We start from the raw sequence: 22,234 nt of genomic DNA on the forward strand, positions 1-22,234 counted from the left end.
GGCGGTCCATGCGGGTGGCCGGGCCCGCCACCGGGGCTCTCCTAGAGCGAACCCTTCCGCGTCAGGAAGTTGAACGAGAACCACCCCGGCAGCACCGGCAGCCACAGCGTCAGCAGCCGGTACAGCAGCACCGCCGGCGTCGCGACCTCCAGCGGCAGCCCCACCGCCACCAGGCCGAAGGTGAGCGCGCCCTCCACCGCACCGACACCGCCGGGTGTCGGCGCCGCCGAGCCCAGCGCGTTGCCGGCCAGGAACACCACGGCGAGGCTGGCGTAGCTCAGCTGCTGGTCGCCCTGGTCGAACGCGCGGATCGAGGCGTCCAGGCACAGCACGAACATGGCCGTCAGCAGCAGCATGCCGCCGATCCCGGTGAGCAGCTTGCCCGGCCGCTGGAGCACGTCCAGCATGCGCGGCACCACACCCGCGAACAGCGAGCGCAGCCGTGTCGAGACGAACTTGCGCAGGGCCGGGATCGCCGTGACCACCAGCACCAGCACGGCGACCGTCAGCAGGCCCGCGATGACCGTCCTGGACGGCGTGAAGTCCTGCGTCTTCTCCGTACCCGTCAGATAGCCGAAGGCCAGCAGCAGCAGGATGTGCGCGCCGAGGCCGAAGAGCTGCGAGGCGCCGACGCTCGCCACCGCCAGGCCGGGCCGTACGCCGGACCGCTGGAGGAAGCGGGTGTTCAGCGCCACGCCGCCGACCGCCGCCGGAGCGACGATCTTCACGAACGAGCCCGCGACCTGCGCCACCACCGTCCTCACGAACGGCACCCGCTCCGGTACGAAGCCGAGCAGGCTCATCGCCGCCGCCACATAGCTCAGCGCGGAGAAGAGCACGGCCATCGCGACCCACGCCCAGTGCGCGTGCGCGATGGTCGACAGCGGCGTACGGGCGATCTGCGACAGCAGGAAGTACGCCGCGATGGCCCCGGCGATCAGGCTGATCAGGGTGCGGGGCCTGATCCGCTCCAGCCGCACCGGCTCCACCGGCGCCTGCGGCCTGATCAGCAGCACCTGCCGCCGGATCTGCGCGAGCAGGTCCTCCTCGCGGGCCTCGTCCAGCGCCTCGTCCAGCGCCCGCTTCTCGGCCTGCTTCTCGGCCCGGACGGCCTTGCGCTCGGCCTTCTCGTCCTTGACGGCGCCCTCCGGCTGCCCGTGCTCCGCCGCGGCCTCCAGCCGCGCCTGCCGGGCCTCGTCGGACGCCTTGAGGACCGCCTCCCGCTCGCGCTCCGCGCGCTCCCGGGCGAGCTTGCGCAACGCGGCGCGGGTGGAGCGGCTGAGGGCGATCGGCTGGAGCAGCGGCAGGCAGTCGGCGACCTTGTCGGGGCCGAGCACCTCGACGGCGGCGGCCACCGCGCGCTCCGCGCCGACCCGCAGGCCCAGCGTGGTCAGCAGCTGCGCGATGTCCATCCGCAGCACCAGATCACCGGCGGCGATCTCCCCGCCCCGCAGATCCGTGAGGATCACCTTGCCGGAACGATCCACCAGAATCGCGTCGCCCGTGAGCCTGCGGTGGGCGATGCGCCGCGACTGCAGCGCCCTGACCTGCTCCCAGGCGCCGCGTACCAGCTCGTCGGTGATCTCCTCGTCCGCCAGCGCGTCCAGGGAACGCCCGCCCAGGTGCTCGTACACCAGCATCACGGCGTCCGGACCGAGCTCGGAGGTGGCGATCAGCTTCGGCGCGCTGGCCCCGGCGGCGATCGCCGCGTACGCCAGCAGCGCCTCCTGCTCCAGCGCCTGCCGCAGCGACTGGATGGAACGGCGGGTGGTGATGCCGCGCAGTGTCATCCTGCGCCACAGGCGGTAGAAGAAGCCCTGCGCCTGCTGCTCGCGGTCGACGACCGTGACGTCGAGCGGAGGGCCGTCCTCCAGGGTGACCAGATAGCGCCTGCCCCGGTCGCCCTGCTCGGTCGACTCGGAGACGTCCTCCGCGCGCATCGCGCTGACCGGACGGAACCCGACGTGGCGCAGACCGGCGAGAAGCGTCTGCCCGGTGGGCCGCACATTGGGGGAGCCGACGGCGTAGAGCGTGCCATAGGCGACGGTCCAGCCGATCAGGATGGTCAGGATGATCGAGAGGGGAGTGGTGTACCCCGCCACCAGCATGGTGAACGCGTCGAGCAGCAGCACCACCCACAGCGCCACCCTCCAGCGCGGTCTGCGGGCCATCCCCACGGCCGACATGTAGGCGATGACCGGTGCCAGATAGCCGTGCACGGGGTCGGTGAGCCCGCCCCCGGCCTGCGGCTGCGTCAGCGCGTCCTGAATGGTGCCGGGCGCGCCCCGGGCCACCCAGAGGTCGGTGGCGAGCGTCACCCCGTGCGCCAGTACGGCGGCGAGGACGCCGTCCGCGATGCGCAGGCCGTCCCGTTTGATCAGCCGCTCGATGGCGAAGGCGACGGGCACCAGGAGCACGGCGATGCTGGACGCGAGACCGGCAAGCTTGACGAAGAGGTCGGACGCCTGGCCCGTGCGCTCGTTGATGTCCTGCTCGAGGCCGGACGTGGTGGCCTGGGCGAACGCGGCGATGGCGAGGACGACGGCGATCGCGAAGAGACCGATGAGCAGCCGCAGCAGATCGGACGGGCGGTGTACGCGGGCGGCGAGAAGCGGCTCGTCACCGGAGACGCGGTCGATGGGCCCCTCCGCGTTCACGCATACCGTCTCCTTCTGCATCTCCCCGAGAGGCCGTACATCCTGCCCCTTCATGGTGCCTCTGTCTTGTTGATCTCGTATCACCGGTCACCGCCCTCACCGCCCGGAAGATGGTGGCATGACCTGGTGCCGGCGGAGGGCATCAGGGTGCGCGGACCGTGTTGTCGGTGGCGTGGGGCAGGATGGTCCGGATGAGTACGCAGAAGCCTGAGGGGCTTCCGGACCCTTCCGACCCTTCCGAACCGGCCGCGCTTCCCGCGTACGCGGAGCGGGTCCTGGAAGTCGCCGAGCTGATCCCACCCGGCCGGGTGATGACGTACGGGGACGTCGCCGAGTGGCTGGAAGAGGGGGGCCCGCGCCAGGTGGGCCGCGTCATGGCGCTGTACGGCGGCGCCGCGCCCTGGTGGCGCGTGGTGCGGGCCGACGGGCGGCTGCTGCCCGGCCACGAGCTGCGGGCCCTCGCGCACTACCGGGAGGAGGGCACCCCGCTGCGCGCCGCCCCGAGCACCGAGGAGGGGCACCTGCCGCGCCTCGACATGCGACGGGCGCGCTGGGACGGCGGCGAGGCGCCTCTCGGTGACGCAGGCGACACAGGTGACGCAGGTGACGCAGGTGATGCGGCGAGCGGCGCATGACGGTGCCGCCGTCCGCGTAACGTTGTTGCCCTTCACCACCAGCACACCCACCAGGACCGGCGATCCAACGTGAGCTCCTCCTCCACCACCACCGGGCGTACGCCGTACCGGGAGCGCACTCCCGGCGCGTACCGGCTGGTGCGTACCCCGCCGGCTCCCGTGAGCCCCCCTCTCCTGGACGCATCGCAGCGTGCGGTGGTTGACCACACCCAGGGCCCGCTGCTGGTGCTGGCCGGACCGGGCACCGGCAAGACCACCACCCTGGTGGAGGCGGTCGCCGCCCGCATCGCCCAGGGCGCCGATCCGGAACGGCTCCTGGTGCTCACCTTCAGCCGCAAGGCGGCGGTGGAGCTGCGGGACCGGATGGCAGCGCGCATCCCCGGCGCACGCGCCCCCCAGGCCACCACCTTCCACTCCTACTGCTACGCCCTGATCCGCGCCCACCAGGACGCGGCCCTGTTCTCCGAGCCCCTGCGGCTGCTGTCCGGCCCCGAGCAGGACCTCGCCGTGCGCGAGCTGCTCGCCGGCCAGCTGGACCTGGAGCGCGAGGGGCTGGCCCGGGTCCACTGGCCCGACGAACTGCGCGCCTGCCTGACCACGCGCGGCTTCGCCGACGAGGTCCGCGCCGTACTGGCCCGCTCGCGCGAGCTGGGGCTCGGCCCGCGCGCGCTGGGTGATTTCGCGGCGCGCCAGGGACGGCCCGACTGGTCGGCGGCGGCGCAGTTCCTCGCCGAGTACCTCGACGTGCTCGACATGCAGGGCGTGCTCGACTACGCCGAGCTGGTGCACCGGGCCGTGCTGCTGGCGGACGCGGATTCCGTGGCGCTGCCCGCGTACGACGCGGTGTTCGTCGACGAGTACCAGGACACCGACCCGGCCCAGGTCCGGCTCCTGAGGGCGCTCGCCGGCGGCGGGCGGACCCTGTACGCGTTCGGCGACCCGGACCAGTCGATCTACGCCTTCCGGGGCGCCGACGTCAACGGCATCCTCGACTTCCCGCACACCTTCCGCCGCGCGGACGGCACCCCCGCGCCGGTCGCCGTCCTCACCACCTCGCGCCGCTCGGGCGCGGCCCTGCTGGCCGCCACGCGCCTGCTGACCGCGCGGATGCCCCTGCCGCGCCTCCCGGCCGACAAGGTCCGCGTCCACCGGGAGCCGGCCGCGGTGCGCGCGGGCGGCCGCGTGGAGGCGTACACCTTCCCGACCCCCTCCACGGAGCTCGACAACATCGCGGACATCCTGCGCCGCGCCCACCTGGAGGACGGGGTTCCCTGGCAGGAGATGGCGGTCCTGGTCCGCGCGGGCGCCCGTACGATCCCCGCCCTGCGCCGCGCCCTCACCTCCGCGGGCGTGCCCCTGGAGGTCGACGCCCCAGACATCCCCCTGCGCCACGAGCCCTCGGTGGCCCCGCTGCTGACGGCGCTGCGCGCCACGGCGACGGCCGCGCTCGGCCAGACGGCGGCGCCCGGGGAGGCTGATCCCGGGACCCCCGAGACCCCAGACGTCCCCGAAGCCCCCGTCGAGGAGGCGGCCGCCGGGTGGCTCGACCCCGAGACGGCCATCACCCTCCTCACCTCGCCCCTCGGCGGCATGGACGCCGCCGACCTCAGGCGCCTGGGACGGGCGCTGCGCGACGAGGAGCGGGCCGGCGGGAACAAGCTCCCGCCGCCCTCCGACATACTCATCGCCCGCGCCCTCGCCGAGCCCGAACGGCTCGTCGCCCACGACCCCGCCTACGCGCGCGGCGCCCAGCGGCTCGGCGGCCTCCTGCGCCGTACCCGCGAGCTCCTCGCGGACGGCGGCACCGCCGAGGAGGCCCTGTGGCTCCTGTGGGACGGCACCCCCTGGCCGGCCAGGCTCCAGCGGGCGGCGCTGCGCGGCGGCGCGGCGGGCCGCAACGCCGACCGGGACCTGGACGCCGTGTGCGCCCTCTTCGAGACCGCCGCCCGCGCCGAGCAGCGCACCGGCGGCCGCGGCGCCCTGAACTTCCTGGAGGAGCTCGACGCCCAGGACATCGCCGCCGACACCCTCATGAAGCGGCCCGTCCGCCCCGACGCCGTACGGCTGATGACGGCGCACCGCTCCAAGGGCCTCGAATGGAGCCTGGTCGTCGTCGCCGGCGTACAGGAGGGCCTCTGGCCGGACCTGCGCCGCCGCGGCTCCCTCCTCGAAGCCGACCGCATCGGGCGCGACGGCCTCGCCGAACCGCTCACCCCCGGCGCGCTGCTCGCCGAGGAGCGCCGGCTCTTCTACGTCGCCGCCACCCGCGCGCGCGACCGCCTCGTCGTCACCGCCGTCAAGGCGCCCGCCGACGACGGCGACCAGCCCTCCCGTTTCCTCACCGAGCTCGGCGTCGAGCCGAAGGACGTCACCGGCCGCCCCCGCCGCCCCCTCGCCGTGGCCGCGCTCGTCGCCGAGCTGCGCGCCACCACCGTGGACCCCGAGGCGTCCGAGGAGCTGCGCGACGCCGCCGCCCGGCGCCTCGCCCGGCTCGCCGCGCTCACCGACGAGGACGGCCAGCCGCTCGTCCCGGCCGCCCACCCCTACCGCTGGTGGGGCCTGTACGACCCGACGCACTCCGCCGTGCCCCTCCGGGACCGCGACCGGCCCGTCGCCCTCTCCGGCAGCGCCCTGGACCAGCTCGCCAACAGCTGCGCCCTCCAGTGGTTCCTGGGCCGCGAGGTCAAGGCGGACGCCCCGGCCACCGCCGCCCAGGGCTTCGGCAACGTCGTCCACGTCCTCGCCGACGAGGTCGCCTCCGGCCGCACCCCCGCCGACCTCGCCGTCCTCATGGAGCGCCTCGACTCCGTCTGGGACGCGCTCGCCTTCGACGCCCCCTGGAAGTCCGCCCAGGAGAAGGAGCACGCGCGCGTGGCGCTGGAGCGGTTCCTGCGCTGGCACGTCATGGACCGCGGCGGCCGCACCCCCGCCGCCACCGAGCACGACTTCGACGTCACCCTGGAGGCGGGTGCGTACGAGGTGCGCATCCGGGGCTCCATGGACCGTGTCGAGGCCGACGAGCACGGCCGTGCCTACGTCGTCGACTTCAAGACCGGCAAGCAGGCGCCGACCAAGGACGAGGTCGCCCACCACCCCCAGCTCGCCGTCTACCAGCTCGCCGTCCGCGAGGGCGCCGTCGACGAGATCTTCGACGGCCGCCGCCCCGAGCCCGGCGGCGCCGAACTCGTCCACCTGCGCCAGGCCGCCCCCAAGAAGGAGGGCGGGGAGGCGCTGCCCAAGGTGCAGGCCCAGGAGCCGCTCAGCGGGGAGTGGGTCGGCGACCTCCTCGCCACCGCCGCCGGACGCGTCCTGGACGAACGTTTCACCCCGGCCACCGGCAAGCACTGCGACCACTGCGCGTTCCGGGCGTCGTGCAGCGCCCGCCCCGAGGGCCGCCACATCGTCGAGTGATCGCCGGGTGATCATCGGGTCGGGACTGTCAGTGCGGCCGGTTAGCCTCGATGACCGTGACCACTCGCCTCACCGACCCCGAGCAGCTCAAGGAGCTTCTCGGCATCCCGTTCACCCCGGAGCAGACGGCCTGCATCACCGCGCCGCCCGCCCCGCAGGTCATCGTGGCCGGAGCCGGCTCCGGCAAGACGACGGTGATGGCCGCCCGGGTGGTCTGGCTGGTCGGCACCGGGCAGGTCGCACCCGAGCAGGTCCTCGGTCTGACCTTCACCAACAAGGCGGCCGGCGAGCTCGCCGAGCGCGTCCGCAAGGCGCTCGTGCGGGCCGGCATCACCGACCCCGACGTGATCGACCCGGACAATCCGCCGGGCGAGCCCCGCATCTCCACGTACCACGCCTTCGCCGGACAACTGCTCACCGACCACGGCCTGCGCCTCGGCCTGGAGCCCACCGCCCGCCTCCTCGCCGACGCCACGCGCTACCAGCTCGCCGCCCGCGTGCTGCGCGAGGCGCCCGGCCCGTACCCGGCGCTGACCAAGTCGTTCCCCACCCTCGTCAGCGACCTGCTCGCCCTTGATTCCGAGCTCGCCGAACACCTCGTCCGCCCCGCCGACCTCCTCGCGTACGACGCCGACCTCCTCGCCGCCCTCGAGAACGCCCGCCTCACCAACGCCGACCTGCGCAAGGTCCCGGAGAGCGCCGCCGCGCGCCGCGAGCTCGCCGACCTCGTCGTCCGCTACCGCGCGGCCAAGCGCGAGCGCGACCTGCTGGACTTCGGCGACCAGATCGCCCTCTCCGCCGAGCTCGCGCTGAACCGCCCGGAGGTGGGGCGGATCCTGCGGGACGAGTTCCGCGTCGTCCTCCTCGACGAGTACCAGGACACGTCCGTCGCGCAGCGGCTGCTGCTGTCCGGGCTGTTCGGCGGCGGCACGGGGCACCCCGTCACCGCCGTGGGCGACCCCTGCCAGGCCATCTACGGCTGGCGCGGCGCCTCCGTGGCCAACCTGGACGACTTCCCCGAGCACTTCCCGTACGCGGACGGGACCCCCGCCACCCGCTTCGCGCTCAGCGAGAACCGCCGCAGCGGCGGGCGCCTCCTCGACCTGGCCAATGGTCTCGCCGCCCCTCTGCGCGCCATGCACGCGGGCGTGGAGGCCCTGCGCCCCGCGCCGGGCGCCGAGCGCGACGGCACCGTGCGGATCGCGCTGCTGCCCACCCAGGCCGAGGAGATCGCCTGGCTCGCCGACTCCATCGCCCACCTCGTACGGACCGGCAAGGAGCCGGGCGAGATCGCGATCCTGTGCCGTACGGCGACCGACTTCCCCGAGATCCAGGCCGCGCTCGTCGCCCGCGACGTCCCCGTCGAGGTGGTCGGCCTCTCCGGGCTGCTGCACCTCCCGGAGGTCGCCGACCTGGTCGCCGTCTGCGAGGTCCTCCAGGACCCCGGCGCCAACGCCTCCCTCGTACGCCTCCTCACCGGCCCGCGCTGGCGGATCGGCCCCCGCGACCTGGCGCTGCTGGGCCGCCGCGCGCGGCTGCTGGTCCACCGGGACCGCGACGGCGCCACGGACCCCGACGAGCGGCTGGCGGCGGCGGTCGAGGGCGTGGACCCGGCCGAGGTCGTCTCCCTCGCCGACGCCCTCGACACCTTCCTGGACGGGGGCGGCGAGGACGACGGCCTGCCCTTCTCCGCCGACGCCCGGGTCCGGTTCGCCCGCCTCGCCGCCGAGCTCCGCGACCTGCGCCGCTCCCTCGCCGACCCGCTGATGGACGTCCTGCACCGGATCCTCGCCACCACCGGCCTGGAGGTCGAGCTCTCCGCCTCCCCGCACGCCCTGGCCGCCCGCCGCCGCGAGACCCTCTCCAACTTCCTCGACACAGCGGCCCGCTTCGCCTCCCTGGACGGCGAGGCGACGCTGCTGGCTTTCCTGGGCTTCCTGCGCACCGCGGCCCAGTACGAGAAGGGCCTCGACAACGCCCTGCCCGGCGGCGAGAACACCGTCAAGGTCCTGACCGCCCACAAGTCCAAGGGCCTGGAGTGGGACGTCGTCGCCGTCCCCGGCCTGGTCACCGGCCAGTTCCCCAGCACCAGGTCCCGCGAGTCGTGGACCGCCCAGCCGCAGGTCCTGCCGCACGCGCTGCGCGGCGACGCCCCCACCCTCCCGGCGGTCGAGGACTGGGACGCGAAGGCGCTCAAGTCCTTCAAGGACGCCATGAAGGACCACCAGCACACCGAGGAGCTCCGCCTCGGTTACGTGACCTTCACCCGCCCCCGCTCCCTCCTGCTGGCCTCGGCCCACTGGTGGGGTCCCACCCAGAAGCGGCCGCGCGGCCCGTCGCCGTTCCTGCACGCCCTGTACGACCACTGCGCGGCGGGCTTCGGCGAGATCGAGGCCTGGGCCGACGAGCCCGCCGAGGACGCCGAGAACCCCGCCCTGGACGAGTCCTCGGCGGACCAGCCCTGGCCCCTCCCGCTGGACCCCGCCTCCCTCGCCCGCCGCCGCACGGCCGCGGAGCGGGTGCTGCGGTACCTGGAGACCGAAGGGGAGCCGGCGCCTCCGGCGGTTGCCGATACCGACGCGGACGAGCCGTGGCCCGACGAGCCCGACGATCCGGACGAACCCCTGCCCGAGGACCTCGCGGACTGGGACGACTGGGACGACCTCGCGCCCGAGGAGCCCGACGCGGGGGCGTACGCCGAAGCCGACACCGGCACCGGTGCCGTGCCCGCCCCCCGGCGCGGCGAAGCCGCCGACGGCCCTGCGGGCAGGGGCGCACGGGCGGGGGAGCGGCTCACCCCCGAAGACGCCCGAACCATCGCCTCCTGGGACCGCGACCTCGACGCCCTCACCGCCGAGCTCCTCCGCGCCCGCGCCACCACCCGCGAGGTGCACCTCCCCACGTCCCTGTCCGCCTCGCAGCTGCTGCGCCTCGCCGCCGACCCCGACGGCTTCGCGCAGGAGCTCGCCCGGCCCATGCCGCGCCCCCCGCAGCCCGCCGCGCGCCGCGGGACGCGGTTCCACGCGTGGGTCGAGGCCCGCTTCGACGCGGTGCCGCTCCCGATGCTGGGCCCCGACGAGCTGCCCGGCGGGGAGGTGTACGCCGACGAGCCCGAGATCGCCGACGAACGGGACCTCGCCGCGCTGAAGGAGGCGTTCGAGCGCACCCCGTACGCCCACCGCACCCCGTACCGCGTGGAGACGCCGTTCCAGCTCACCCTCGCCGGCCGGGTCGTCCGTGGCCGCATCGACGCCGTCTACCGCGACCGCGAGAGCGGTGCGTACGAGATCGTCGACTGGAAGACGAACCGCTCCCACACCGCCGACCCCCTCCAGCTCGCGGTCTACCGCCTCGCCTGGGCCGAGCAGCACGGGCTCGACCCGGAGGCGGTCGGCGCGGCCTTCGTCTACGTCCGCACGGGTGACGTCGTCCGCCCGTACGACCTGCCCGGACGCGCCGAGATCGAGCGCATCCTGCTCCGTGGGACGCCCGACGGGCCGACCCCCGATCCCGGATAGGCTCAAGGGCATGAGCGACACCCCGGACAGCGCCGTCCAGACCGTACGTACGTACATAGAGCAGCACCGCGCCGCCTTCCTCGACGACCTCGCCGAGTGGCTGCGCATCCCGTCCGTGTCGGCGCAGCCCGCTCACGCCCCGGACGTACGGCGCAGTGCCGAGTGGCTCGCCGCGAAGCTGGCGGAGACCGGCTTCCCGGTCGCCGAGGTCTGGGAGACCGGGGACGGCGCCGGCGCCCCGGCCGTCTTCGCCGAGTGGCCCTCCGGGGACCCGGCGGCACCCACCGTCCTGGTCTACGGTCACCACGACGTGCAGCCCGCGGCCCGCGAGGACGGCTGGAACACGGATCCCTTCGACCCCGTCGTCCTCGGAAACCGCCTCTACGCGCGCGGTGCCGCCGACGACAAGGGGCAGGTGTTCTTCCACACCCTGGGCGTCCGCGCGCACCTCGCGCTGACCGGCCGCACCGCCCCGGCCGTCACCCTCAAGCTGCTCATCGAGGGCGAGGAGGAGTCCGGCTCGACCCACTTCCGGGAGCTCGTCGAGCGGCACCGCACCCGCCTCGCCGCCGACGCCGTGATCGTCTCGGACACCGGCATGTGGTCGGAGTCCACCCCCACCGTCTGCACCGGCATGCGCGGCGTCGCCGACTGCGAGATCACCCTGTACGGGCCCGACCAGGACCTCCACTCGGGCGCCTTCGGCGGCGCCGTCCCGAACCCGGCCACCGCGGCCGCCCGCCTCGTCGCGGCCCTGCACGACGAGGACGAGCGCGTCACGATCCCCGGCTTCTACGACGACGTCGCGGAGCTCACCGACCGCGAGCGCGAGCTGATCGCGGAGCTGCCCTTCGACGAGGCGTCCTGGCTGGCCACGGCGAAGTCGTACGCCACCCTCGGCGAGACCGGCTACACCACGCTGGAGCGGGTCTGGGCCCGCCCGACCGCCGAGGTCAACGGCATCGGGGGCGGCTACCAGGGCCCCGGCGGCAAGACGATCGTCCCGGCCTCCGCCCATCTGAAGCTGTCGTTCCGGCTGGTCGCGGACCAGGACCCGGACAAGATCGAAGCGGCCGTACGCGACTGGGTCGCCGCCCGCGTCCCGGCGGGCATCCGCCACGAGATCGTCTTCGGCGCCCCCACCCGCCCGTGCCTGACGCCGCTCGGCCACCCAGCCCTCCAGGCGGTCGCGCGGTCGATGAGCACGGCCTTCGACGGCGCGAAGATCCGCTTCACGCGCGAGGGCGGCTCCGGCCCGGCCGCCGACCTCCGGGACGTCCTGGGAGCGCCGGTGCTGTTCCTCGGCATCTCCGTACCGTCCGACGGCTGGCACGCGCCGAACGAGAAGGTCGAGCTCGACCTGCTGCTCAAGGGCGTGGAGGCGACCGCCCACCTGTGGAGCGACCTCGCCACGGCACTGCCCGCAGGACCGCCCACGGCGTCGCCCGCAGCACAGTCCGCCGCCGCACTCCGCTGAACAGACACCCATTCACCCGGGGGAGTTGGAACCACCAGTGAGCACGATGAGCAACGAAGCCCACCGGCCGATCAGCCTGACGGCCCCGAGCGGCATCGACCGCGCGGCACACCACCGCCTGGACGAGGCCTGGCTGGCCGCGGCGTGGAGCCACCCGACGACCCGGGTGTTCGTGGTCTCCGGCGGGCAGGCCCTGGTCGACGACACCCCCGACGGCCGCACCGAACTGGTCATGACCCCGTCCTTCGAGGCCCCGGTCACGGAGACCCACCGGTACTTCCTGGGGACGGACGCGGAGGGCGTGAGCTACTTCGCGCTCCAGAAGGACACGCTGCCGGGCCGCATGGACCAGTCGGCCCGCCCGGCCGGCCTGCGCGAGGCGGGGCTGCTGCTGTCACCGCGTGACGCGGGCCTGATGGTGCACGCGGTGGCGCTGGAGAACTGGCAGCGGATGCACCGCTTCTGCTCCCGCTGCGGCGAGCGCACGGTGATCGCGGCCGCCGGTCACATCCGCCGCTGCCCCACCTGCGGCGCCGAGCACTACCCGCGCACCGACCCGGCGGTGATCATGCTGGTCACCGACGAGCAGGACCGCGCGCTGCTGGGCCGCCAGGTCCACTGGCCGGAGGGCCGCTTCTCCACGCTGGCGGGCTTCGTCGAGCCGGGCGAGTCGATCGAGCAGTCGGTCGCGCGCGAGGTCTACGAGGAGGCCGGCGTGACGATCGGCGAGGTGGAGTACGTCGCCAGCCAGCCGTGGCCCTTCCCGTCGAGCCTGATGCTGGGATTCATGGCCCGCGCCACGTCCTCCGAGATCAACGTCGACGGCGACGAGATCGAGGAGGCCCGCTGGTTCTCCCGCGACGAGCTGCGGGCCGCGTTCGAGTCCGGCGAGGTCCTTCCCCCGTACGGAATCTCGATCGCGGCCCGACTGATCGAGCTCTGGTACGGCAAGCCGCTGCCGAAGCCCGGAAACGCCGCCTGAGCGGGTTCCCGCCGCCGAAGCGGGTTCCCGTCGGGCTTTCCGTCAGGCGCCGATCTTCTGCTTGACCTGGGCCAGCGAGGGGTTCGTCAGCGTCGTGCCGTCCGCGAAGAGCACGGTCGGCACGGTCTGGTTGCCCCCGTTGGCCTTCTCGACGAACGCGGCCGACTCAGGGTCCAGCTCGATGTTGATCTCGGTGTACGCGATGCCCTCGCGGTCCAGCTGGCTCTTCAGCCGCCGGCAGTAGCCGCACCACGTCGTGCTGTACATCGTCAGGGTGCCCTGCATCGTCTCTGCGCTCCTCGCGTTCACTGGGGGCGGGTGCCGAACCGGTCGCGGCACCCGGAGACAGAACGTACGCCCGCCGCCCGTCATTCCCGGGGGCGTCCGTGCGGTGACTCAGCGCACGATTAGTACGACCGGAGCCCCCGTCCTGTGGACAACCGGCGGGACCGCCGTCGCCGACCTGGCAGCATGGCAGGGTGACAGCAGCAACGGACTCCACTCTCTTCCCGCAGGTCCCTCAGACGGCCGACGCGGTGCTCGACGGGCTCGACCCCGAGCAGCGCGAGGTGGCGACGGCCCTGCACGGTCCGGTGTGCGTGCTGGCGGGTGCCGGCACGGGCAAGACGCGCGCGATCACCCACCGGATCGCGTACGGCGTGCGCGCGGGCATACTCGCGCCCGCCAGTGTGCTGGCCGTCACCTTCACCAACCGGGCCGCCGGGGAGATGCGCGGGCGGCTGCGCCAGCTCGGCGCGGGCGGCGTCCAGGCCCGCACCTTCCACTCCGCAGCCCTGCGCCAGCTCCAGTACTTCTGGCCGAAAGCCGTCGGTGGCGAGCTGCCCCGCCTGCTGGAGCGCAAGATCCAGCTGGTCGCCGAGGCCGCCGCGCGCTGCCGCATCCGGCTCGACCGCAATGAGCTGCGCGACACCACCAGCGAGATCGAGTGGGCGAAGGTCACCCAGACGGTCCCCGCCGACTATCCGGCCGCGGTCGCCAAGGCCCAGCGCGACGCCCCGCGCGACCCCGCCGAAATTGGCCAGATCTATGCCATGTACGAGCAGCTCAAGCGGGACCGCGGAGTCATCGACTTCGAGGACGTGCTGCTGCTGACCGTCGGCATCCTCCAGGACCGGCACGACATCGCCGAGCAGATCCGCCGCCAGTACCACCACTTCGTGGTGGACGAGTACCAGGACGTCTCGCCCCTCCAGCAGCGGCTCCTCGACCTGTGGATGGGCGACCGGGACAACCTCTGCGTCGTTGGCGACGCCAGCCAGACGATCTACTCCTTCACCGGCGCCACCCCCGACCACCTGCTGAACTTCCGCGCCCGGCATCCCAACGCCACCGTGGTGAAGCTGGTCCGCGACTACCGCTCGACGCCGCAGGTCGTCCACCTGGCCAACGGGCTCCTCGCCCAGGCCCGCGGCCGGGCCGCCGAGCACCGCCTGGAGCTGGTCTCCCAGCGCGACCCGGGCCCCGAACCCGCCTACACGGAGTACGCCGACGAGCCCGCCGAGGCCGAGGGCACCGCCCGCCGCATCCGCGACCTGATCGCCGCCGGCGTCCCGGCCGGCGAGATCGCCGTGCTCTACCGGATCAACGCCCAGTCCGAGGTCTACGAGCAGGCCCTCGCCGACGCCGGCGTGCCCTACCAGCTGCGCGGCGCCGAGCGCTTCTTCGAGCGCGCCGAGGTGCGGGAGGCGGGCATCGCCCTGCGCGGCGCGGCCCGCGCCGGAGGGAACGACCCGCTGCTCGACGACGCCGGAGACCTGCCCTCGCAGGTGCGGGCCGTGCTCTCGACCAAGGGCTGGACCACCGAGCCCCCGGCCGGCTCCGGCGCCGTCCGCGACCGCTGGGAGTCGCTGGCCGCCCTGGTCCGTCTCGCCGAGGACTTCGCCCGCGCCCGGCCGGACGCCACGCTCGGCGACCTGGTCACCGAGCTCGACGAGCGGGCCGCCGCCCAACACGCCCCGACCGTCCAGGGCGTCACCCTCGCCTCGCTCCACGCGGCGAAGGGCCTGGAGTGGGACGCCGTGTTCCTCGTCGGCCTCACCGAGGGCATGATGCCGATCACCTACGCCAAGACGGACGAGCAGGTCGAGGAGGAGCGCCGCCTGCTGTACGTCGGCGTCACCCGGGCCCGGCTGCACCTGTCGCTGTCCTGGGCGCTGTCCCGCTCGCCCGGCGGCCGCGCCTCGCGCCGCCCCACCCGCTTCCTCGCCGGACTGCGCCCCGGCTCGGCGCTCCCCGGCACCCGTGCCGCCGGCGGGGGCGGCGGCGTCGAGCGCGGCAGCGGCGGCTCCCGCCGCAAGCGCCGCGGACCGGTGCAGTGCCGGGTGTGCGGCACCACCCTCACCGACGCCGGCGAGATGAAGCTGATGCGCTGCGAGGGCTGCCCCTCCGACATGGACGAGGGCCTCTACGAGCGCCTGCGCGAGTGGCGGTCGGAGCAGGCGAAGGAGCTGGGCCAGCCCGCGTACTGCGTCTTCACCGACAAGACACTGATGGCGATCGCCGAGGCCGTCCCGTCCACCGACGGCGAGCTCGCCGCCATCTCGGGCGTCGGGGCGCGCAAACTGGACCGCTTCGGCGCCGATGTCCTGGCCATCTGCGCAGGTCAGGAGGTCGGCGACGGCGAGGAGGGGGACTCCTGAAAACTCGTCGGAAAAATAGTTTGCGCCCACAGCAGTGATCCCCATAGGTTCTTAACCACGAGAACAGCGGCTTCTCTGAAGCCCTGTCCTTGTGCTGTACTTATCCGAATACGCGCGGGACCGGCTCCGACCGATCCCCCCGAGACGCCGAGAGGAGGCGATTCCAGTGATCAGCATCAACGCCAGCTTCATCAGCACCACCGCCAAAATGACCGATCCCTCGGTCGTCTCCGCCTGCTCGCTCGGCCTCTCCGGTTCGGCGTTCCCTGGCACCGGTCTGTCCGGCCTCGTGGCCGAGCGTCCCGCCATGCTTCCGATGGGTCTTCCCGTCCGGGAGCGCAATGAGCGACCGACCGAGGCACTGGAAGCAGCAGTAGTGAAGGCGCAGGCCCAGGCCTATGCCTTTGCGGCGACCGGTGCCGAAACGAAGAAGCAGACGCAGCACCACCACACGATGTGGGCCTTCCGTGGGCTCGAACCCTGGAGTGATCCAGCCTGATCCAGCATCAGGCCGGCGCCTTCAGGGCCGCGGAACCCCACCCGGGATCCGCGGCCCTTCTGTTTTCCCTGATGCGGGAGACGGAGCGAAGGGGCCTCGGGACAAGGCAGAACCCGGTACCAGCCCACCGGCCAACAGGCCGGACCGACCAGACGAGGAAGACAGAACCGTGCAACTCGAAGCGCACGCCCCGTCCGTACCGCCTTCACAGACGATCCCCCCGCCCGGCCTCACGGAGGACCCCGCTTTGACCCCCCTCGCCCCCCTCACCGCGCTCACCGCGCTCGACGACGCCATCGAGAACCTGGGCGTACCCGTTCCCTGCCGCGCTTACGACCCGGAGGTCTTCTTCGCCGAGTCGCCGGCCGACGTCGAGTACGCGAAGTCCCTCTGCCGGACCTGCCCGCTCATGGAGGCCTGCCTGGCGGGCGCCAAGGAGCGGCGCGAGCCGTGGGGCGTCTGGGGCGGTGAGCTCTTCGTCCAGGGCGTGGTCGTCGCCCGGAAGCGGCCGCGTGGCCGCCCGCGCAAGAACCCGGTCGTGGCATGAACGCCACTGCCGGAACCATCGACCGCCCCCTGACGCACGATCCCCAGAAGCAGGCCCCCATGTCCTCTTCCGCGAGCGAGCCCAACGGCTCCGCCACCACCCCAGCTGTCACCACCATCGGCGCGAACGTCTCGCGTCAGAACAGGAACCGTGAGATGCAACTCCTCCAAGAAGCCCTGGCCCGTGCCCATATGCACGAGCGCATGCGGGAAGTGAACGCGGAACGCCAGGCCGTGCGCCTGGTTGCCGCCCGCCGCATGCAGCGCCGCGCCGAGCGTGTCTCGCTGCGCGCCCGCCGAGCTCTGGCCATGGCTGTTATGCACTAAGTGCCTCAGGGCACTGAGCCAGACAGTGGAACCTCGCGGGGGCCGGTCCGAACGGACCGGCCCCCGCGGTGCGTTGCGCGCGGGCCCGGGCCCCGGCGGAGTTATCGTCTCGTAGTGAACGAGCGGACTCCTCCCCCCGAGCCGCAGGGCAAGCAGAGCGTGGTGTGCTCCCGCTGCGGCAAGACCGCCGACAAGCTGCCGGTGACCTGGACCTGTTCCGTGGAGAACGGCAGCCGCCGCTACTTCTGCGACGACTGCGCCCGCGCCCACCTCAGAGCCATCGAAAGCAGACTCGATTCCGCCTGGTGGTGACGGCGGTGACGGCGGTGGCGCGGTCCACCGACCGGAACCGCACCACCAGCCGGTTCAGGCCTGGACCTCCACCACGGCCGCGTCCTCCTCGCCGTCCTCCTCCGGCAGGAAGCCCGGCAGCCACGACTCGAGCTCGTCCCGCAGCCGCACCGTCGCGTTCAGCTGGCACAGCACACCGATGGTGCTCAACGTCACCCGGTGGATCAGCAGGTAGGACGGCGGCAGGTTGAGCTGCTTGCCCAACTGGTGCGCGGGCGAACGGACATCGGCGATCCGTGCGGCCTGGGCGCGGATCCAGCCGCGCGTGAAGGTGAACGCGTCCGCCTCCGCCGGCTCGATGATCGGCAGCAGGTACTCCAGCACGGCATCCGGGTCGAGCTCGATCGTCTCCTTGACGAACCCCTCCGCGCGCAGGAGGTCGTAGACCGTCTCCGCCTCTCCCTCCAGGGTCATCCGCAGACAGGTGCCGATGGTGTCCGGCAGACCACCCGGCAGCCGGTCCACCGTGCCGAAGTCCAGCACCCCGAGTCGCCAGTCGCCCTCGCCGCCGTCCGCCGCGGGAAGCAGCCGGAAGTTGCCCGGGTGCGGATCGGCGTGGAGCAGACCCGTGCGGGCGGGACCCGAGAAGAGGAACCGCGCCAGCAACTGCCCCGCCCGGTCCCGCTCCTCCGGCGTACCGTCCGCGATGACGTCCGCCAGCGGTATGCCGTCGATCCACTCGGTCACCAGCACCTGATCGCACTGGTGCACCACGTCCGGCACCACCACATCGGGATCGTCGGCGAACTCCACCGCGTGCTGCCGCTGCGCGTCCGCCTCCAGGCCGTAGTCCAGCTCCTCCGCCACCCGGTCACGCAACTCGGTGATCAGCGGCTTGATGTCCATGCCCGGAACCAGCGGCCCCAGCAGCCGGGCGAAACGGCTCAGCTGCGTCAGGTCGGACAGCAGCGCGTCGCCCGCCCCCGGGTACTGCACCTTCACCGCCACCTGGCGGCCGTCGTGCCACACGGCCCGGTGCACCTGGCCGATCGAGGCGGCCGCCGACGGCTTGTCCTCGAACTCCAGGAACAGCTCGCGCCATTCCGCGCCCAGCCGCTCCTCCAGCACCGAGTGGACCGTGCGGGTCGGCATCGGCGGAGCCGCCTCCTGGAGCTTGGTGAGCGCCGCACGGTAGGGCCCGGCGACCTCCTCCGGAAGCGCGGACTCGAAGACGGACAGCGCCTGCCCGAGCTTCATCGCACCGCCCTTCAGCTCGCCCAGCACGCGGAACAGCTGCTCCGCCGTCCGCTGCTGCAGCTCCCGGGCCACTATCTCCGCCGACTTGCCGCCGATCCGCTTGCCCAGGCCCCATGTGGCCCGACCGGCGAAGCCCAGCGGCAACGCGGCCAACTTGGCGGTACGGGTTACCGCCTTCCGGGGAAGATCAGACATACGCCCCTCCAAATCCCAGACTGCCGTGCCGCGTTGCCTCCGGCATGACTGCGTTGATGCCCGTTACCCCGCCATTGTGTCCTGCCCGGCCCCCGTCCCCGAGGTGCGCTCCCCCTCTCCGCGGCCCGCCGCGCCGCAGGTACAGTCGCGATGCGGGGAGATCCGCTCCGCGCGCCAGTCCAGCAGCGGCAGCGATGTCTCCCAGCGGGTCCCCGTGCTCGTGGGCAGCTCCCCGTCCAGGAACGCCAGCGCGTGCGCCGCCGCCAGCCCCGCGGCCGCCGTCGCCAGGCCAAGGTCGCAGGCCGGCACCCGGCTCCGCCGGCCCGAGCGCCACTGCGCCAGCATCCGCGGCCACGCCGGGTCGCGATCCGCCCGCTCCAGATCCAGGCACCGCGCGCACGCCGTGCCACCGGGCAGCACCAGCGGCCCCACCACACCCGTGGCCTCGACGACCCCCGCGTACAGATGGGGTGTCCCCGTGGCCACCCAGTCGTCCGCGGTCAGCGGGTCCGGGGCGTACGCCGACAGTCCGTCCCGCGGAGCCACCACGACCAGCGACAGCCCCGGCTCCGAGCCCGCCGGGCGCCCCACGCGCGGTGCGGTCCGTGGCGCGCGGCCCCCCGGGGCCGACCTGCCCACCAGCCGCCGGGCCGCCGCGTCCCGCCGCTCGCCCACCGCCTCCGCCGGCAACCCGCCGGGCGCGACGTCCCACGGCTCCACCCGATCGCCGTCCAGCACCTCCACCCGGCCGACGCCCGACGCGGACAGCAGCGCCGCGATGCTCGCGCCCACGCGCCCGGCCCCCCGCACCTGCACCCGCATCGACCGGCGGGCCGCCAGCCGCCGTATCGCACCGCCCGGCTCACGGTGGACGACGGAGAGCGACGCCAGATCGGCGCGCAGCCGGTCGAGCGCGCCGTCCTCCTTGCGCAACGCGTCCGCCGCCGGATCGCCCGCCGCCGCGTCGTCCAGCAGCCCGGCCTCCGCGAGCCGGGCGACGAGCGCCTCCATCCGGCCCTCCGGCAGCCCCAGCGCCCGCGCCTCCTCGCGCAGCAGCGGGAGCCCCCGCGTCCCGTCGAACAGGCCGAGCAGACTGCCCGTCGTCGTGTCCACCGGGCCCAGCACCACCGCATGCGCGGGCGTCGCCCCGAACTGCACGAACTGCAGATTCCGCCATGCCCGCCGCAGCGCGGGCTTCACCATCGGATGCATATCCGCCCCCGTGATCCCTGCCGAATCCCCGTTGATCCGTGCAGCCAGAATGCCCGCCGCGGCCGATACCGGCCGAGCGTTGTCCACAGGGCCGATGTATTAGTCGTTTAGTCGTTCAAATGGTGCAGGCTATGGATGGATCATGCGGGAACCAGTCCGGAGGTGGGACTTCCCCCGCTGACAGCGGGTAACGTCGGGGCGTGCCCGCCGACCCACAGCCCAGCCTGGCCAGCGACCCGCCACGCCCCTCGGGGACGAGCGCGGTCGAGGTCCGAAGGAGCTCCCGGCGCCGCCGGACGGTATCCGCCTACCGCGAGGGCGATCGGACGATCGTGCTCATCCCCGCCCGCATGTCGGAGGCGGAGGAGCGCCGCTGGGTGACCGTGATGCTCGACAAACTCGCGGCCCAGGAGAGCAGGCGCACCCCGGGCGACAGCGAACTGGCCGAGCGCGCCGCGCGCCTGTCCGACCAGTACTTCGAGGGCCGGGCCAGGCCGACCTCCGTGCGCTGGGTTACCAATCAGAACACCCGCTGGGGCTCGTGCACACCCGGGGAGGGCAGCATCCGCCTCTCGCACCGGTTGCAGGGCATGCCGGAGTACGTCATCGACTACGTACTCCTCCACGAACTGGCCCACCTGCTCGTGCCGGGCCACGGGCCGCGGTTCTGGCGGCTGCTGGAGGCGTACCCCCGTACCGAGCGGGCCCGCGGCTATCTCGAAGGAGTCGTCGCCGCGGCCCGCCTGCCGCATCCGCCGCCCGCTCGCGGAGAGTGATATTCACCGATCCTGTACCGAACGTGTACCGGCTTGGCTCGATGTCGTCGGGAGCCGTTAGCCTGGCGCGACGGATTCACGTTTCGGGATGGGGGACGGTCGTTACGCATGGCCAGGGAATTCCAACGCGGCCACAAGGCCAAGATCAGTGACCTGACACCCGGGACCGATCTGTACGTGGGCGTGCAGATCGCGGCGCCCGGTCTGACCTTCGACATCAGCTGTTTCGGCCTCGACGCCGACGAACGGCTCTCCGACGACCGGTACTTCATCTTCTTCAACCAGCCGAAGTCGCCCGAGGAGTCCATCCAACTGCTGGGCCCGCAGGCCGGTGACACCGAGTCCTTCCGGGTCACGCTCGACCGCGTCCCCGCGAACATCCACAAGCTGTCCTTCACCGCGACGATCGACGGCGCCGGGCAGATGTCCCAGGTCGGCCCCGGGTACATCCGCATCGTCGCGGGCGGCGAGGAAGTGGCCCGGTACGCCTTCACGGGCGCCGAGTTCAGCACCGAGCGCGCGGTCATGCTGGGCGACTTCTACCGCAAGGACGTCTGGCGGTTCGCCGCCGTCGGCCAGGGCTTCGACGGTGGCCTGGAGGCGTTGCTCAAGAACTTCGGCGGCGAGGTCGCCGAGGAGGAGCCGGCCGCCCCGCAGCCGCCGCAGACCGCGACGCTGGGGTTCGCCCCGCCCGCCTTCGCCGCACCGGCCGCTTCCGCACCCCCTGCCCAGCCGCAGGCTCAGCCGCAGCAGCCGGCACCGTCGTTCGGCGCCCCGGTCGCCCCCGCGGCCCCGGCCCCGGTGCCCGCGCCCGCCCCGGAGCCCCCGGCGCAGCCCGTGCACGCCGCCCCCACCATGGCCGCACCGATGGCCCCGCCGGTCGCACCGACGCCGCCGCCCGGACCGTCCCCGTACGGACCCCCGCAGCAGCAGCCGCACTTCGGCCAGGGCCAGGTCCCCGGCCAGACCCCGCCGTACGGCCAGCAGGCCCCGGCCCCGTACGGCCAGCCGGCTCCGGTCCAGACCCCGGCCCCGGCCCCGTATGGCCAACAGCAGTACGGCCAGCCCGCCTACGGCCAGCCGCAGTACGGCCAGCAGCCGCCCGCCGGCATGGCGTCGCCGGGCCTCGGCGCCGGGCTGGAGGCGGCGCTCCAGAAGTACCGCGAGACCCCCACCGGTCAGCGCTGGACCCCGCAGAACCAGCAGCTCATGCGGGTCGACCTCGCCATGGGCGGCATGCCCGTCCTCGCCCGCCAGGGCAGCATGGTCATGTACCAGGGCAAGGTCGAGTTCGGGTACAAGGGCGCGGGCTTCTCCGGCCGTATCGTCGGCAACGCCACCGGTCAGGAGATGCAGCTCATGCGCTGCACCGGCCGCGGCCAGGTCTTCCTCGCCGAGGACGGCGCCCACCTGCACCCCATCGAGCTCCAGGGCGACGGCATCTGCGTCTCCGCGGAGAACGTTCTCGCGTTCGACGAGTCGCTCCAGTACGAGGTGCGCCGCATCGAGGGCCACGGCATTCCGGGCGGTGCCCTGTTCACCATGCAGTTCACCGGCACGGGCACGGTCGTCGTCAAAACGCACGGCGTCCCCGTCGTCCTCCCCGTCACGCCGACCACCTTCGCCGACTGCAACGCCGTCGTCGCCTGGTCGTCCGCGTCCCAGGTGATCCTCTCCAGCCAGGTCCGGCTGCGCCGAAACGCCTACCCCGGCCACAGCGGGGAGACCGTCAACCTGCAGTTCCGGGGCGCCCCCGGCAACTTCATCGTCGTCCAGCCGTACGAGGTCTGA

16 protein-coding genes are annotated in these 22,234 nt (G+C 73.3%); 12 read left to right on the forward strand and 4 right to left on the reverse strand.

Going from position 1 to position 22,234, the window contains the following annotated elements; genetic code table 11:
* Positions 1-41: 41 nt before the first annotated feature.
* Entirely contained in the window at positions 42-2,678 is a 2,637-nt protein-coding gene (locus tag ACIRNI_RS00245) for a lysylphosphatidylglycerol synthase domain-containing protein (protein ID WP_403547755.1), read from the reverse strand.
* A gap of 170 nt (positions 2,679-2,848) precedes the next feature.
* Between ACIRNI_RS00245 and ACIRNI_RS00250 the strand changes: the two genes are divergently transcribed.
* The 5 genes from ACIRNI_RS00250 to nudC all read left to right on the forward strand — a co-directional run bounded on the left by ACIRNI_RS00250 (position 2,849) and on the right by nudC (position 12,680).
* Positions 2,849-3,292 carry an MGMT family protein gene (locus ACIRNI_RS00250; RefSeq protein WP_403546937.1) on the forward strand — a complete coding sequence of 148 codons (444 nt, stop codon included), beginning with the start codon at positions 2,849-2,851 and terminating at the stop codon, positions 3,290-3,292.
* A 69-nt stretch (positions 3,293-3,361) separates the two neighbouring features.
* Positions 3,362-6,703 (forward strand): ATP-dependent helicase, encoded by a 3,342-nt coding sequence (locus ACIRNI_RS00255; protein WP_403546939.1) that lies wholly within the window; start codon positions 3,362-3,364, stop codon positions 6,701-6,703.
* Positions 6,704-6,759: 56 nt separating this feature from the next.
* Complete coding sequence (locus ACIRNI_RS00260) at positions 6,760-10,221, forward strand: ATP-dependent helicase (protein WP_403546941.1); 3,462 nt, start codon at positions 6,760-6,762, stop codon at positions 10,219-10,221.
* 10 nt (positions 10,222-10,231) lie between these two features.
* On the forward strand, positions 10,232-11,698 hold the full coding sequence (locus ACIRNI_RS00265; protein ID WP_403546943.1) for a dipeptidase: 1,467 nt from the start codon (positions 10,232-10,234) through the stop codon (positions 11,696-11,698).
* 46 nt (positions 11,699-11,744) lie between these two features.
* Positions 11,745-12,680, forward strand: a complete 936-nt coding sequence (nudC, locus tag ACIRNI_RS00270; RefSeq protein ID WP_403546945.1) for an NAD(+) diphosphatase — start codon at positions 11,745-11,747, stop codon at positions 12,678-12,680.
* 42 nt (positions 12,681-12,722) lie between these two features.
* Here the strand turns inward: nudC and ACIRNI_RS00275 are convergent, their stop codons facing one another.
* Positions 12,723-12,965: a mycoredoxin gene (locus ACIRNI_RS00275; protein ID WP_355362642.1), complete on the reverse strand. Its 243-nt coding sequence runs from the start codon at positions 12,963-12,965 to the stop codon at positions 12,723-12,725.
* A gap of 194 nt (positions 12,966-13,159) precedes the next feature.
* Between ACIRNI_RS00275 and ACIRNI_RS00280 the strand changes: the two genes are divergently transcribed.
* The 5 genes from ACIRNI_RS00280 to ACIRNI_RS00300 all read left to right on the forward strand — a co-directional run bounded on the left by ACIRNI_RS00280 (position 13,160) and on the right by ACIRNI_RS00300 (position 17,024).
* The gene (locus ACIRNI_RS00280) at positions 13,160-15,340 is read left to right on the forward strand and encodes an ATP-dependent DNA helicase UvrD2 (protein ID WP_403546947.1); all 2,181 of its coding nucleotides are present in this window, start codon (positions 13,160-13,162) and stop codon (positions 15,338-15,340) included.
* Positions 15,341-15,506: 166 nt separating this feature from the next.
* Positions 15,507-15,839, forward strand: coding sequence for a hypothetical protein (locus tag ACIRNI_RS00285; protein WP_403546949.1), 333 nt, complete (start codon positions 15,507-15,509; stop codon positions 15,837-15,839).
* A 169-nt stretch (positions 15,840-16,008) separates the two neighbouring features.
* Positions 16,009-16,386 (forward strand): WhiB family transcriptional regulator, encoded by a 378-nt coding sequence (locus tag ACIRNI_RS00290; protein ID WP_355362636.1) that lies wholly within the window; start codon positions 16,009-16,011, stop codon positions 16,384-16,386.
* Positions 16,383-16,712, forward strand: a complete 330-nt coding sequence (locus ACIRNI_RS00295; protein WP_355362634.1) for a hypothetical protein — start codon at positions 16,383-16,385, stop codon at positions 16,710-16,712. Before ACIRNI_RS00290 ends, ACIRNI_RS00295 begins: the two co-directional genes overlap by 4 nt.
* Before the next feature lie 114 nt (positions 16,713-16,826).
* Positions 16,827-17,024, forward strand: a complete 198-nt coding sequence (locus ACIRNI_RS00300) for a hypothetical protein (RefSeq protein WP_355362632.1) — start codon at positions 16,827-16,829, stop codon at positions 17,022-17,024.
* Positions 17,025-17,078: 54 nt separating this feature from the next.
* On the opposite strand, the gene ACIRNI_RS00305 is transcribed toward ACIRNI_RS00300, so the two are convergent.
* Together ACIRNI_RS00305 and ACIRNI_RS00310 are read right to left on the reverse strand one after the other, a co-directional pair.
* Complete coding sequence (locus ACIRNI_RS00305; RefSeq protein WP_403546952.1) at positions 17,079-18,455, reverse strand: ABC1 kinase family protein; 1,377 nt, start codon at positions 18,453-18,455, stop codon at positions 17,079-17,081.
* A gap of 63 nt (positions 18,456-18,518) precedes the next feature.
* Complete coding sequence (locus tag ACIRNI_RS00310) at positions 18,519-19,667, reverse strand: ThiF family adenylyltransferase (protein WP_403546954.1); 1,149 nt, start codon at positions 19,665-19,667, stop codon at positions 18,519-18,521.
* Between the two features lie 200 nt (positions 19,668-19,867).
* Between ACIRNI_RS00310 and ACIRNI_RS00315 the strand changes: the two genes are divergently transcribed.
* Both ACIRNI_RS00315 and ACIRNI_RS00320 read left to right on the forward strand, forming a co-directional pair.
* Positions 19,868-20,443, forward strand: a complete 576-nt coding sequence (locus tag ACIRNI_RS00315; RefSeq protein ID WP_403546956.1) for a M48 family metallopeptidase — start codon at positions 19,868-19,870, stop codon at positions 20,441-20,443.
* A gap of 108 nt (positions 20,444-20,551) precedes the next feature.
* The gene (locus tag ACIRNI_RS00320) at positions 20,552-22,234 is read left to right on the forward strand and encodes a TerD family protein (protein ID WP_403546958.1); all 1,683 of its coding nucleotides are present in this window, start codon (positions 20,552-20,554) and stop codon (positions 22,232-22,234) included.

Origin of the sequence: Streptomyces sp. NPDC093546 (genome assembly GCF_044765045.1) — a bacterium.
In the GTDB taxonomy this organism is placed as follows: Bacteria; Actinomycetota; Actinomycetes; order Streptomycetales; family Streptomycetaceae; genus Streptomyces.